This window comes from Luteimonas sp. RIT-PG2_3 (genome assembly GCF_054902115.1).
The window spans coordinates 34,524-47,302 of the sequence record NZ_JBUBPF010000011.1; the positions used below are offsets into that span (position 1 = coordinate 34,524).

At 69.3% G+C, this 12,779-nt stretch carries 12 protein-coding genes and 1 pseudogene; 12 read left to right on the forward strand and 1 reads right to left on the reverse strand.

Features of this window, described 5'->3' with window-relative positions; all coding sequences use genetic code 11:
- Positions 1-246: 246 nt before the first annotated feature.
- Positions 247-888: a flagellar basal body P-ring formation chaperone FlgA gene (flgA, locus tag ACYX7E_RS15375; protein ID WP_462081470.1), complete on the reverse strand. Its 642-nt coding sequence runs from the start codon at positions 886-888 to the stop codon at positions 247-249.
- Positions 889-1,204: 316 nt separating this feature from the next.
- Between flgA and flgB (ACYX7E_RS15380) the strand changes: the two are divergent.
- From flgB (ACYX7E_RS15380) to flgL, 12 genes and pseudogenes are all read left to right on the forward strand, one after another.
- Positions 1,205-1,270 (forward strand): annotated as a pseudogene (flgB, locus tag ACYX7E_RS15380) (flagellar basal body rod protein FlgB); the annotation flags it as partial.
- Positions 1,268-1,576: a flagellar basal body rod protein FlgB gene (flgB, locus tag ACYX7E_RS15385; protein WP_462081572.1), complete on the forward strand. Its 309-nt coding sequence runs from the start codon at positions 1,268-1,270 to the stop codon at positions 1,574-1,576. The pseudogene flgB (ACYX7E_RS15380) and the gene flgB (ACYX7E_RS15385), both read left to right, overlap by 3 nt.
- A 13-nt stretch (positions 1,577-1,589) precedes the next feature.
- Positions 1,590-1,997 (forward strand): flagellar basal body rod protein FlgC, encoded by a 408-nt coding sequence (flgC, locus tag ACYX7E_RS15390; protein ID WP_462081471.1) that lies wholly within the window; start codon positions 1,590-1,592, stop codon positions 1,995-1,997.
- 83 nt (positions 1,998-2,080) lie between these two features.
- On the forward strand, positions 2,081-2,752 hold the full coding sequence (locus ACYX7E_RS15395) for a flagellar hook assembly protein FlgD (RefSeq protein ID WP_462081472.1): 672 nt from the start codon (positions 2,081-2,083) through the stop codon (positions 2,750-2,752).
- Between the two features lie 50 nt (positions 2,753-2,802).
- Complete coding sequence (gene flgE, locus ACYX7E_RS15400; protein WP_462081473.1) at positions 2,803-4,023, forward strand: flagellar hook protein FlgE; 1,221 nt, start codon at positions 2,803-2,805, stop codon at positions 4,021-4,023.
- A gap of 849 nt (positions 4,024-4,872) precedes the next feature.
- Positions 4,873-5,619 (forward strand): flagellar basal body rod protein FlgF, encoded by a 747-nt coding sequence (locus ACYX7E_RS15405; RefSeq protein ID WP_462081474.1) that lies wholly within the window; start codon positions 4,873-4,875, stop codon positions 5,617-5,619.
- A gap of 29 nt (positions 5,620-5,648) precedes the next feature.
- Entirely contained in the window at positions 5,649-6,437 is a 789-nt protein-coding gene (flgG, locus tag ACYX7E_RS15410; protein ID WP_462081475.1) for a flagellar basal-body rod protein FlgG, read from the forward strand.
- A complete protein-coding gene (gene flgH, locus ACYX7E_RS15415) occupies positions 6,437-7,180 on the forward strand; it encodes a flagellar basal body L-ring protein FlgH (RefSeq protein ID WP_462081476.1) in 744 nt (247 codons plus the stop codon). Before flgG ends, flgH begins: the two co-directional genes overlap by 1 nt.
- A 13-nt stretch (positions 7,181-7,193) precedes the next feature.
- A complete protein-coding gene (locus tag ACYX7E_RS15420; RefSeq protein WP_462081477.1) occupies positions 7,194-8,318 on the forward strand; it encodes a flagellar basal body P-ring protein FlgI in 1,125 nt (374 codons plus the stop codon).
- A gap of 10 nt (positions 8,319-8,328) precedes the next feature.
- Entirely contained in the window at positions 8,329-9,567 is a 1,239-nt protein-coding gene (gene flgJ / locus ACYX7E_RS15425) for a flagellar assembly peptidoglycan hydrolase FlgJ (protein WP_462081478.1), read from the forward strand.
- A gap of 22 nt (positions 9,568-9,589) precedes the next feature.
- On the forward strand, positions 9,590-11,482 hold the full coding sequence (gene flgK, locus ACYX7E_RS15430) for a flagellar hook-associated protein FlgK (RefSeq protein WP_462081479.1): 1,893 nt from the start codon (positions 9,590-9,592) through the stop codon (positions 11,480-11,482).
- A gap of 9 nt (positions 11,483-11,491) precedes the next feature.
- Complete coding sequence (gene flgL / locus ACYX7E_RS15435; RefSeq protein ID WP_462081480.1) at positions 11,492-12,694, forward strand: flagellar hook-associated protein FlgL; 1,203 nt, start codon at positions 11,492-11,494, stop codon at positions 12,692-12,694.
- Positions 12,695-12,779 lie beyond the last annotated feature (85 nt).

Sequence of the window (12,779 nt, forward strand, 5' to 3'; positions counted from 1 at the left end):
CAGCCCCTGGTCCTGGCCGGTCGCGAGCGCCCGCGCCGCCCGGCAGGAACAGGCCCTCCGAACCTGTTCACAGTCTGGAGCGCAGAAAGCGCAGTGTACGTGGAGGTACACGAGCATTTGTGGCCACCCTCCATGGCGGCCACCCTTGGGGCCAGCGCCATGCGCTGTCAAGAACCGCTCCAGGCGGTTCTTTCGAGCACCGCACGCACGCCAGATGGCAAGCGCAGCAAGAGCGTGAACAGGTTCTCAGGGCAGCACCTCGACCGTCCCGGCCTCGGGCAGCAGCCGGCCGCGGACGACCTTGCGGGAGGCGGTGTTCTGGACCGCGATGCGCTCGCCGACCTGGGCCGCGCCCAGCGCGACGCCGGGCATACGGATCTCGGCGCCGCCAACGCGCGACACCAGCATGACCGGATCGCCCCGGCGCAGCGGCTGGCCCTGCTGGAGGTCGACCTCGGTCGGCACCGCGCCGGTCCCGAGCGCCCGGCTGGGCACGCGCCCGGCCAGTTCGGCCGGATCGCTGAAGACCCGTCCGGCGGCGGCACCGACATCGCGGCGCTGCACGCTGAGCTGGCTGGGGTCGATCGGCACGCCGGCCCGCAGCGGCCCGTTGACGACGACGACGTCGGCCTCGCGGCGCAGCGTCACCGGCACGTACAGGCGCCAGCCCGGGGTGTCGGGACAACGCACCTGGACCATCCTGGCGTTGTTGGCGACCGCGACCAGCGGTTGCGTGCAGGCGGTCAGGCGCAATCGCGAATCCAGCCGGGCCTCGCCCTGCGCGCCCGGGCCGCCGGCCGCTTCCAGGGCGGCGCTCCGGATGCTGTCGAGCGGCTGCGGCGTGGCCGCGGCCAGGAGGCCGGCATGCAGGACGCAAGCAAGCGCCACGACAGCCAGGTGCGGGGGGCGGAGGCGATGGACGGTGACGGCAACGGACCGGGTCATGCCCGCTCCCGGTGCAAGAGACATGCCGCAGACATGCCGCGCCGCGCAGGTCGCGGTGTCGCGGCGGCAGCGCAGGGGCCCGGAGGCCCACTGCGGGCCGGCCGCCGGTTTTTTGGCGGACGTGGGCTATCGGCGCCGGCGCAGGGGGCGTCCCGGCCACCGCCGAAAACCCGTCATCCCCCACCCGGACCGCGCCAGCACGGCGCTGGCACACGACTTGCCTGATCGCTGTCGAACACCACGCCCGCTGGAGGGCAGCATGGCCGACTTCCTAGGCATCCACGGCACCGCCCTGGCGATCCGCGAGCAGCGGCTGCAACTGCTGGCTGCGAACATCGCCAATGCCGACACGCCGAACTACCAGGCGAAGGACCTCGATTTCAACGCGGCACTGAATGCCGCAATGACGTCGCCGCGCGCGAATGCACTGGAGGTCGTCGACCCGTTGAACGCCGCGACCGCGGGCGCGCAATACACGCGCCCGTCGAGCCAGCCGAGCCTGGACGGAAATACCGTCGACGGCGACCGCGAGAACGCCGCGTTCGCGCAGGCGAGCCTGGAATACCGGGCCTCGCTGTCGTTCGTCGAATCCAAGGTCCGCTCGATGCTGACCGCCATCACCGGACAATAGAAGGAACGCGCGCATGAGCAACCTTCCGATCTTCGACGTCGCCGGTTCGGCGATGAACGCGCAGTCGGTGCGATTGAGCACCGTGGCGTCGAACCTGGCCAATGCCGATTCGGTCTCCGGCGATCCCAACGCGGTGTTCCGCGCCAAGCATCCGGTGTTCACGACCGAACAGGTCGGCATGAACCCGGCGCTGGTCGGCGTGCGCGCGACCGAGGTCGTCGACAGTTCGGCCGCGCCGGTCAAGCGCTACGAGCCCGGCCATCCGCTGGCCGACGCCAATGGCTATGTCTATGCGCCCGACATCGATCCGGTCGCGCAGATGGTCGACCTGATCTCGGCCTCGCGCAGCTACCAGGCCAACGTCGAGGTCTTCAACAGCGCCAAGGAAATGGCGATGGCGACCTTGAACATGGGCCGCTGAGCCCGCGCGTTCGCCGCTCACCACCTCCGCACGCTGCCGACGTCTTCTTTTCCTTTCAACGTTCCCACGACCAGGACCGCCGCATGGCTTCCGTCAATACCGATACGCTGGCCTCGCTCGGCCTCACGCCGAAGCAGACGACCACCAATACGTCGACCGGCGCGCTCGGCCAGGCGAACTTCCTGTTGCTGATGACCGAACAGCTCAAGAACCAGGATCCGCTGAAGCCGCTCGACAGCCAGCAGTTCCTCGGCCAGCTGGCGCAGTTCTCGACCGTGCAGGGCATCGACCAGATGCAGTCGGCGATGGGCTCGATGGCCAGCGTCATGGAGTCCGACCAGACGCTGCGAGCGGCCTCGCTGGTCGGCCACGACGCACTGGTGGAAACCTCCAAGGTCACGCTGGCGGCCGGGGCGACCTTGCGCGGCGAGATCGAGGCGACCCGCGCCGGCCCGGTGACCTTCGAGGTCACCGATGCCAGTGGCGCGACCGTGCGCCGGATGACGCTGGAGGCCAAGTCCGCAGGGACGCTGGCGTTCGACTGGGACGGCCTGACCGATGCCGGCACGCCGGCCGCGGCGGGCACGTACAAGATCAAGGCGCTGGCCGGGAATCCCGGCACCAGCGGCGCCGAAGCCCTGTCGACGCGGCTGATGGCGCGCGTGGACAGCGTCTCCATCGAGTCCACCGGACTCACCCTCAACCTCGCCGGCCTCGGCAGCCACACGCTGTCGTCGGTGCGTCGCATCGGCTGAGTCCAGCCAACACCGTCCGTCCTTCCACAGACCACTCCCGGGGATTTCCCATGAGCTTCCGCATTTCCCTGAGCGGCATGAATGCCGCCTCGTCCGATCTCAGCGTCACCTCGCACAACATCGCCAACGCCAACACCACCGGCTTCAAGCAGAGCCGCGCGGAGTTCAGCGACGTGTTCGCGCTGTCGCCGTATGGCCTGGCCAAGAACGCGACCGGTGCCGGTGCGCAGTTGCAGCGCGTCGCCCAGCAGTTCAACCAGGGCAATGTCGACTTCACCGGCCAGGCGCTGGACATGGCCGTCGCCGGCCAGGGGTTCTTCACCCTGTCCAACAATGGTGCGATCGTCTATTCGCGTGCCGGTAACTTCACCACCGACAAGGATGGTTTTGTCGGCAATCCGTCGGGCCAGCGCCTGCAGGTCTACGCGCCCAACGGCGACGGCAAGACCTTCAACACGGGACGTCTGGTCGATCTGCAGCTGGCGACGGGCGATGCTCCGCCGGCACCGAGCACGAAGGTCAATGTCGGCGTGACGCTGCCCGGCAACGCGACGCCACCGACGACGGCAACGTTCGATGCCACCGACCCGACCTCGTACAACCACACGACGTCACTGACGGTCTACGATTCGTTGGGCGCGGCGCACTCGCAGTCGCTGTACTTCACGAAGACGGCCAATCCGAATGAATGGTCGGTACGCACGCAGATCGACGGTGTGGATGTCGGCACACCGCAGACGATGACGTATTCGTCAACGGGTGCGCTGCTCAGCCCGGCCGGCGGCAGCATCACCCTGCCCGCTTATACGCCGCCCGGCGGCGCTGGTGCGATGACGCTGGCGCTGGATCTGGGTAACTCGTCGCAGTACGGCCAGAAGTTCGCGGTCAACGAGATCACCCAGGACGGTTATGCAACCGGCAGCCTGTCGGGCATCTCGGTGTCGCCCGAGGGCGTGGTCCAGGCCAGCTACACCAACGGCGTGACCAAGGCGCTGGGCCAGGTGGCGTTGACGATGTTCTCCAATCCGCAGGGGCTGCAGCAGAACGGTGACAACGCGTTCACCGAGACCTTCGAGTCGGGCCAACCGCTGCGCGGTTCTGCCGGCACGGCGCAGTTCGGCCTGGTGCAGGGCGGCGCGCTGGAAGCATCGAACGTCGACCTGACCGAGCAGTTGGTCAACATGATCACCGCGCAGCGCAACTTCCAGGCCAATGCGCAGATGATCCAGACCCAGGACCAGGTCACGCAGACGATCATCAACCTGCGTTGACGATCACCCACGCGCCCCCGCAGTCGAAGGCACACGCCTTCGTTTGCGGGGGCGTTGTGCTGTGTGAGGTCTGGGTCCGAGAGAGAGCGGACGCTTGCCGGTATGCCGATGCGGGTCCGGAGACAACGAACCTGCTTTGGATTTCAATGCGTTCAGGGAAGTCGAAGCCAAATGCGCTATCGGCTTCGGAAGCCGCGTCATCCCGACCAGGGATTACTCCTCGGCTCGATCAGCCATCCATGGCTGACTCGCCGCCGCAGGCCATCCATGGCCTGCTTTCCGCAATCCCTAGTCTGGATGCCGCCGGACGTCGGATGGTTTGCTGTTTCGATCTTCAGAGACAAGTTCCCCAGACGTATCGACAACGCAATCCGGAAGCGCACGGCAGCGGCGTGGCGGGCGGGGGCCGCGTCGAGCACGCCATGAATGGCGTGCCGCCGTAGGGCGGGTCTCGACCCGCCACAAGGATTCCAGAACGTCCCACACATCAAACACAAACACGCCGGGTAGAGACCCGGCCTACCCAGGCTCCGATTCGGCGACTTGGCGACACCGCAACCGTGACGCTTGCGGCAGCGGCGTGTCGGGCGGAGGCCGCGTCAAGCACGCTATGGATGGCGTGCGCCCGAGTCAGGGCAGGATGCCCTGACCGAGGGAGAGCGGACTCTGCCCGGCGCGCCGATGCGCCTCCGGAGCGAGCAAACCCGCTTTGGGCTTTGGGCTCTGGGCTCTGGGCTTCTCCAACCGAAACCGCGCGCCACCCCGCCCGGGATGTCCCCAAGAAGCCCCGCCCCCGCATCCACAGGGTCAAAGAGGCGTCGCGGCACAGGGCTTGCATGGCAATCGACCATGGACAAAGCCCTCTACATCGCAATGACCGGCGCCAGCGCGACCCTGCGTGCACAGGGGACCGTGGCGCATAACCTGGCCAACGTCGACACCGTCGGATTCCGCGCGACCCTGAGCGCGACGACCGCGATGCCGGTCGCCGGAGCCGGACTGCCCTCGCGCGTGGCGACCAGCGAACGCCTGGTCGGCGTCAGCAATGCCACCGGCGCGATGCGCACCACCGGCAACGCCCTCGACGTCGCCCTCAAGCCCGACCGCTGGTTCGCCGTACGCGACGCCAACGGCGGCACCGCCTATACCCGCGCCGGCGACCTGCAGATAACCCAGAACGGACTGCTGACCACAGCCAGCGACCTGCAACTGCTCGATGCCGGCGGCGAACCCGTCGCCATCCCGCCCAACGATGGCATGGAGATCGGCGCCGACGGCACGATCTCGGTGATCCCGCAGGGCTCGCCGGCGTCCTCGATGACCCAGGTCGGACGCCTGCACGTCGTCGAAACCAACACCCGCGCCCTGGTCCGCGGCGAGGACAGCCTGATGCGGACCGCGCCCGGCGCCGCCGCCCCCCTGCCCGCCTCTGGCGCCGTGCTGTCCACCGGCGTGCTGGAGAACAGCAACGTCGACGCCACCGGCGCACTGGTCTCGATGATCGAGCTGGCGCGCCAGTTCGAAATGCAGGTACGGGTCTTGCAGAGCGGTGACGAATCCGCACGCAGCGCCAACTCCCTGCTGTCCTCACGTTGATTTTCCGACACACCTGACGAGCAACCACCATGACCACACAGGCACTCTGGATCGCCAAGACCGGCCTCGACGCGCAGCAGACGCGCATGGCGGTCATCTCCAACAACCTCGCCAACGTCAACACGACCGGCTTCAAGCGCGACCGTGCGAACTTCGAGGACCTGCTGTACCAGACCCAGCGCCAGCCCGGCGGCGCCTCCTCGGAGCAGACCATGCTGCCCAGCGGCATGGCCACCGGCACCGGCGTGCGCGTGGCGACCACCGCCAAATCGTTCACGCAGGGCAACCTGTCGCAGACCGGCAACGCGCTCGACGTCGCCATCAACGGCCGCGGTTTTTTCGAAGTCCTGATGCCCGACGGCAGCAGCGCCTACAGCCGCGACGGCGCCTTCCAGGTCAACGCCGAGAGCGAACTGGTCACCAACGAAGGGTATCCAGTGCAGCCGGGCCTGCAGATTCCCGAAGGCGCACAGAGCGTCACCATCGCCGCCGACGGCACCGTCAGCGTGCAGATCGCCGGGCAGACCGAATCGGTGCAGGTGGGCGCGCTGACGCTGACCGATTTCGTCAATCCCGCCGGCCTGCATGCGCTGGGCGGCAACCTCTATACCGAGACCAGCGCATCCGGCCCGGCCCAGACCGGCGCGCCCGGCGAGAACGGCGTCGGCCGGCTGGTGCAGGGCTCTCTGGAAAGCTCCAACGTCAACACCGTCGAAGAACTGGTGTCGATGATCGAAACCCAGCGCGCCTACGAGACCAACGCCAAGGCGATCTCGACCGTCGACCAGATGCTCGGCTACCTCAACAACAACCTGTGATGACCGCCATGCGCACCCTCCTTTCCCTTGCCCTGCTGGCCGCGTTGTCGGGCTGCGCCAGCTTCGTCGGCGACGTCGTGCCGTTCCCGCAGCAGGTCGCGCCGGTCGCGCCGCAAGGCGGCAGCTATCCGGGTGCGGCGTCGGGTGACGGCCAGTACGCCACCGCCGAAGCCAGTGGCGGTGGTTCGATCTTCGCCGGTGCCGCCGATGGCAGCGGCAACCCGGGCATCCGCCTGTTCCAGGACAACAAGGCGCGCGAGGTCGGCGACCTGCTGACGATCGTGCTGGTCGAAAGCACCAGCGCGCGCTCCAACGCCAAGACCGGCATCAGCAAGAATGCGTCGATCGGGCTGGAAGCGCCAACACTGTTCGGCCAGTCGGTGACGATGAACGGCAACAACCTGCTGCAGGCCGAAGTCGCCGCGCAGCGTGGCTTCAACGGCGCCGGCGATTCGGCACAGAGCAACGCACTGGCCGGCAACATCACCGTGACCGTCGTGCAGCGACTGGGCAACGGCAACCTGCGCATCGCCGGCGAAAAGCAGATGCGCCTGAACCAGGGCGACGAACTCGTGCAGGTGCAGGGCATCGTGCGCGCGTCCGACATCGGCCCCGACAACCGCGTGACCTCCGACCGCGTCGGCGACGCCCGCATCGTCTATGGCGGTCGCGGCGCGATGGCGCGCTCCAATGCGATGGGCTGGCTCGGCCGGTTCTTCAACTCCGCCGCCGCGCCCTACTGACAGGCCTGCCGACATGTCCCTCCTTCCGTTCCGCGTCCGCATCGCCGCCGCCCTGCTGGGCAGCGTCGCGATCCTGCTGGCCGCGCCTCCGGCACAGGCCGAGCGCGTCAAGGATCTCGCGCAGGTCGCAGGCGTGCGCGGCAACCCGCTGGTCGGCTACGGCCTGGTCGTCGGCCTCGACGGCAGCGGCGACCGCACCTCGCAGACGCCGTTCACCGTGCAGAGCCTGAAGACCATGCTCGACCAGCTCGGCGTGACTCTTCCGCCGGGCGTGAACCCGCAGCTCAAGAACGTCGCCGCGGTCGCGATCCAGGCCGAACTGCCGCCGTACGCCAAGCCCGGCCAGACCATCGACGTCACCGTGTCGTCGATCGGCAACGCCGGGTCGCTGCGTGGCGGCGCCCTGCTGATGGCGCCACTGCGCGGTGCCGACGGACAGATCTACGCCATCGCGCAGGGCTCGCTGGTCGTCAGCGGCTTCGGTGCGTCCGGCCGCGACGGTTCCAAGATCTCGGTCAACGCGCCCAACGGCGGCAGCATTCCCAATGGCGCGATCGTCGAGCGCGCGGTGCCGGGTGTCGGCGCGCGCGGCGAGACGGTTACGCTGAACCTGCACCAGTTCGACTACACCACCGCGTCGCGGATCGTCGAAGCGGTCAACCGCAGCTTCGGCCAGGGCACCGCCCAGGCGATCGATGGCGTGACCATCGAGATCCTGCCGCCGCCCGGCGACCGCATCGGCTTCCTGGCGCAGCTCGAATCGCTGGACGTCAGCCCCGGCGCCGCCGCGGCCAAGGTCGTCGTCAACGCGCGCACCGGCACCGTGGTCATGGGCGGCGCGATCAGCGTGCTGCCGGCGGCGGTCGCGCATGGTTCGCTGACGGTCTCGATCGTCGAAGGCGCGGCGATCAGCCAGCCCGAGGCGTTCTCGCGCGGCGGCCAGACCGTGGTCGTGCCGCAGTCGACGGTCAGCGCGACCGCGGACGGCGGCAAGATGTTCCTGTTCGAGGGCGGCACCACGCTGGAGTCGATCGTGCGCGCGGTCAACGCCGTCGGCGCGGCGCCGGGCGACCTGGTCGCGATCCTCGAAGCACTCAAGCGAGCCGGCGCACTGCGCGCCGAGCTGGAAGTCATCTGACCCGCCGGCCATGTCCATTCCCGGCGCCATCGCGAACCGTGTGAACGGCATCGGCCTGGACCGGGCTGCGACGCCGTCGCAGCCGCGGATCGGCGAGGCCGCGCGTGAACTGGAAACCCAGTTCGCGCACATGCTGATCAAGTCGATGCGCAGCACGACCTCGGGCGATCCGCTGGGCGGCAACAACGCGACCTATCGCGAGATGTACGACCAGCAGCTCGCGCGCGAACTGACCAAGGGCCGTGGCCTCGGCCTGGCCTCGATGATCGAGCGCCAGCTCGAGCGCAGCAGCGGCATCGGCGACGACGCCGCCACACCGCTCGATACCCGCCTGCCCGGCGACGACGGCGCACGCGCGCTGCCGTTGTCGTCCGCGGCGCCGGCGGCCTTGCCGCTGCGCGCACCGGCATCCTCATCCGGCCTGCCGTTCTCGACTGGCGGCGCGCTGTCGCTGGCCGCGCCCAGCGCCGGCGTCTCGATGCAGGCGCTGCCGATGACGGCATGGCCGGTGGCGCCGGTCGCCGACGCGTCCGCGCTGTCCAGCGGCACTCTCACTTTCGATGGCGATTGCGACATCGACTGCAGCAGTCCCGAAGCCTTCGTGCAGTCGATCTGGCCGCATGCGCAGAAAGCCGCCGCCGAACTCGGCGTGCCGGCGAAGGCGCTGGTCGCGCAGGCCGCGCTCGAAACCGGCTGGGGCCGTCGCCTCGCCGGAGAGAAAGGCGTGACCTCCAACAACCTGTTCGGCATCAAGGCCGGCAGCCGCTGGTCCGGCGACAGCGTCAACGCCGCCACCCACGAATACGTCAACGGCGTGCGCCAGAACGAGCGCGCGCGTTTCCGCGCCTATGCCTCGCCGGCCGACAGCTTTGCCGATTACACCCAGCTGCTCGGCAACGACCGCTATGCCGCCGCACGCGGCACCGGCGACGACACGCATCGCTTCGCCAGTGCCCTGCAGCGCGCCGGTTACGCCACCGATCCGCGCTACGCCGCCAAGCTGACGGCGATCGCCAACGGCCCGACCATCGACCGTGCGCTGGCCGGCCTGCCCGGCAACGGCCGCCTGCCGGGCGCCACCGAGCCACGTTATGCCGCGGCTTCCGTGCCCGCGCAGGCCACGCTGGCCCTGGCACCGACGCAGGGCGGCGACGCCGGCCTGCTCGCCGCGCGCTCGGCCGCCGCATTCGCTTCGCCCTTTGCCTCCCCGTCTGCTTCGCAGAGCGCGCCCCATGGCCCGCGTTACTGACGCGCGCTAACCAAGGACTCCCATGACCGGCATGCTTTCCACTGGCAGCTCCGCCCTCCTCGCGTTCCAGCGCGCGCTGGGCACGATCAGCCACAACGTCGCCAACGCCACGACCGACGGCTACAGCCGCCAACGCGTCGAGCTGGCCGCACGCGCCGGCACGCCGCTGCAGGGCGGGGCTTATATCGGACAGGGCGTCGATGTCGCCAAGCTGCAGCGGCTGGCCGATGGCCTGGTGTTCGCGCGCCAGGTCGACAGCAGCGGTGAAGTCGGTCGCCTGACCAGCCTGTCGTCGATGGCCACGCGCGTCGATGCGCTGCTGTCGGACAGCACCACCGGACTGTCGGTGCCGTTCTCGGATTTCTTCAAGGCCGCACGCGGCGTCAGCGCCGACCCGACCTCGACGACCGCGCGCACTGCCCTGTTGGCCGCCGCGCAATCGCTGGCGACGCGCTGGAACTCGCTCGACACCCAGCTGTCGACCATCGAGGACGAGACCGACGCCAGCCTGCTCGGCAAGGTCAACGACGCCAACCAGCTCGCGCGCGAGATCGCCGACCTCAACCGTTCGATCGCTGCCGCCGGCGGCAGCGTGACCCCGGACATGCTCGACGCGCGCGAGACCCGCATCAACAAGCTCGCGGCGATGACCGGTGCGACGATCACCAAGTCCGACGACGGCTCGATGAACGTGTTCACGCTCGGCGGCCAGCCGCTGGTGTTGGGCGCCAAGGCCAATCCGCTGTCGACGATCCAGGATCCGTTCCGTCCCGACCGCCTGCAGCTGGCCATCGACACCGGCCACGGCACTCCGACCCGACTGGCCGACAGCGGCCTGTCCGGCGAGCTCGGCGGACTGCTCGAATTCCGCAGCCGCGTGCTCGATCCCGCGCGCAACGAACTCGGCCGCCTGGCCACGGTCATGGCCACCACGTTCAACGAGGCGCAGCGCGCCGGCGTCGACTACAACGGCAATCCCGGGACCGACCTGTTCGCGCTGCAGCCGCCGACCGTGCAGCAGAACGCCGCCAACACCGGCACCGCCAGCTTCGTCGGCAGCATCGGCAATGCCTCGGCGCTGACCGGCAACGACGTGGTGATGCGTTTCGACGGCAGCGCCTGGAGCGCGCAGCGCGCCGACAACGGCCTGCCGGTCGCGATGACCGGCAGCGGCACCGCGGCCGATCCCTTCGTCGTCGACGGCGTGTCGCTGGTGATGTCCGGCAGCGCCGCCGCGGGCGACCGCTTCAGCCTGCGTCCGACCTCGGGCGCCGCCGGCAGCCTGCGCGTGGCGATCTCCGATCCCGCACACATCGCCGCCGCCGGCCCGATGGTCGCCAGTGCCGACACCGGCAACCTCGGCAACGGCCGCGTCGCGACGACGACGGTGACCAACGCGGCGGCGTTCGCGGCGTTCACCGGCGCCAGCATCGAGTTCATCGACGACACCCAGTACACCGTCAACGGCGCCGGCCCCTTCGCCTGGACGCCGGGCAGCGCGATCGCCGATCCCGGCGGCGCCTGGTCGATCACGCTGTCTGGCACGCCGGGGGCGGGCGACAGCTTCGCGCTCGGGCGCACGCCGGCGCGTTCAAGCGGCAATGCCAACGCGCAGGCGTTCTCGACGCTCGATACCCGTGGCGTGCTCAACGGCGGCAGCGTGTCGCTGACGGTCGGCCTCAGCGAGCTGGTCTCCAAGGCCGGAACCGAGGCCCGCCATGCCGACCTCAGCCTTGAAGCGCAGCAGGCCATCGACCTGCAGGTCGGCGCCGAGCGCGAGTCGATCAGTGGCGTCAACCTCGAAGAGGAAGCCACCAACCTGATGAAGTACCAGCAGGCCTACCAGGCGGCCGCACAGATCCTGAAGACCGCGGACACGATGTTCCAGACCCTGTTGGCGACCGTGAGTCGCTGAGGAACCGCCATGACGCTCCGCCTCTCCACCGCCGCCATGCACCAGCAGGGCGTGACCGCCCTGCTCCGCCAGCAGTCCAATGTCGCGCGCGCGCAGCTGGAACTGACGACGCAGAAGAAACTGATCACCGCCGCCGACAACCCGGCCGGCATGGCGCAGGCGACCCGGCTCGACCATGCACTGGCGACGCTGGAGCAGCAGGACCAGGATTCGGCGCTGCTCGAACACCGCCTGCGCTCGCAGGAGCAGGCGCTGACCGATGTCGGCACCCAGCTCGACCGCGCGCGCGAACTGACGGTCAAGGCCAATACCCCCACGCTGTCGGAAGCCGACCGCAAGTCGATCGCCGAGGAACTGCGCTCGATCCGCAGCGCGATCATCGCCATCGCCAACCGCGACGACGGCACCGGCCATCGCCTGTTCGCCGGTGAGCGCGACGCGGTGCAGCCGTTCGCCGAAGACAGCAATGGCGCGATCACCTACGTCGGCGACGACGGCCGCAACCAGGTCGAGGTCGCACCCGGACTGCGCGTGGCCGGCACCGATCCCGGCAGCGACCTGTTCCTGCGTATCCGCACCGGCGACGGCCTCAGCCGTGGCGCCGCCGACACCGGCAATGCCGGCAGCGGCGTACTCAAGCACAGCGCGGTCACCGACAGCGCGGCCTGGGCCGGTCGCACGCTGACGCTGGAGTTCACCGCCCCCGACACCTATCGTGTCGTCGATGCCGGCGGCACGGTGATCTCGACCGGCGCCTACACCGCCGGCGCGACGATCAGCGCTGGCGGCGTGCAGATGACGCTGACCGGCGCGCCCGCGACCGGCGACAGCTTCCAGGTCGGCAAGGCGCCGACCCAGGACGTGTTCGCGACCCTCGATGCGATCGCGACCGCCCTGGAGACGCCGGCCACCACCGATGCCGAGAAGGCCGCGCGCAACAACGCGGTCAATTCCGCGCTCGGCGACATCAGTCGCACCCAGGACCATTTCCTCAGCGCGCGCGCCAGCACCGGTACCCGCCTGGCCGCACTCGACGATGCCACCGACAGCCGCAGCGCCTATGGCCTGAGCCTGGAGACCACGCTGTCGAACCTGCGCGACATCGATCCCGCCGAAGCCGCCGCCCGGCTGGCCTTGCAGGCGACTGCGCTGGAGGCTGCGCAGAAGACGCTGATCCGCGTGCAGTCGATGTCGATCTTCGACCTGCTTTGAAGATCGCCGCCACCGGCCTCTCTCCGGACCACGCATCCGCCGCCGTCATCCCCGCGGCGGCGGCGGCGACATCGACCGCCGCCCT

Coding starts and splice junctions, on each gene's coding strand:
- ACYX7E_RS15405 (WP_462081474.1), top strand. CDS start 4,873: ATGGACAAAGCCCTCTACATCGCAATGACCGGCGCCAGCGCGACCCTG.
- flgK (WP_462081479.1), top strand. CDS start 9,590: ATGACCGGCATGCTTTCCACTGGCAGCTCCGCCCTCCTCGCGTTCCAG.
- flgJ (WP_462081478.1), top strand. CDS start 8,329: ATGTCCATTCCCGGCGCCATCGCGAACCGTGTGAACGGCATCGGCCTG.
- flgL (WP_462081480.1), top strand. CDS start 11,492: ATGACGCTCCGCCTCTCCACCGCCGCCATGCACCAGCAGGGCGTGACC.
- ACYX7E_RS15395 (WP_462081472.1), top strand. CDS start 2,081: ATGGCTTCCGTCAATACCGATACGCTGGCCTCGCTCGGCCTCACGCCG.
- flgH (WP_462081476.1), top strand. CDS start 6,437: ATGACCGCCATGCGCACCCTCCTTTCCCTTGCCCTGCTGGCCGCGTTG.
- flgE (WP_462081473.1), top strand. CDS start 2,803: ATGAGCTTCCGCATTTCCCTGAGCGGCATGAATGCCGCCTCGTCCGAT.
- ACYX7E_RS15420 (WP_462081477.1), top strand. CDS start 7,194: ATGTCCCTCCTTCCGTTCCGCGTCCGCATCGCCGCCGCCCTGCTGGGC.
- flgG (WP_462081475.1), top strand. CDS start 5,649: ATGACCACACAGGCACTCTGGATCGCCAAGACCGGCCTCGACGCGCAG.
- flgC (WP_462081471.1), top strand. CDS start 1,590: ATGAGCAACCTTCCGATCTTCGACGTCGCCGGTTCGGCGATGAACGCG.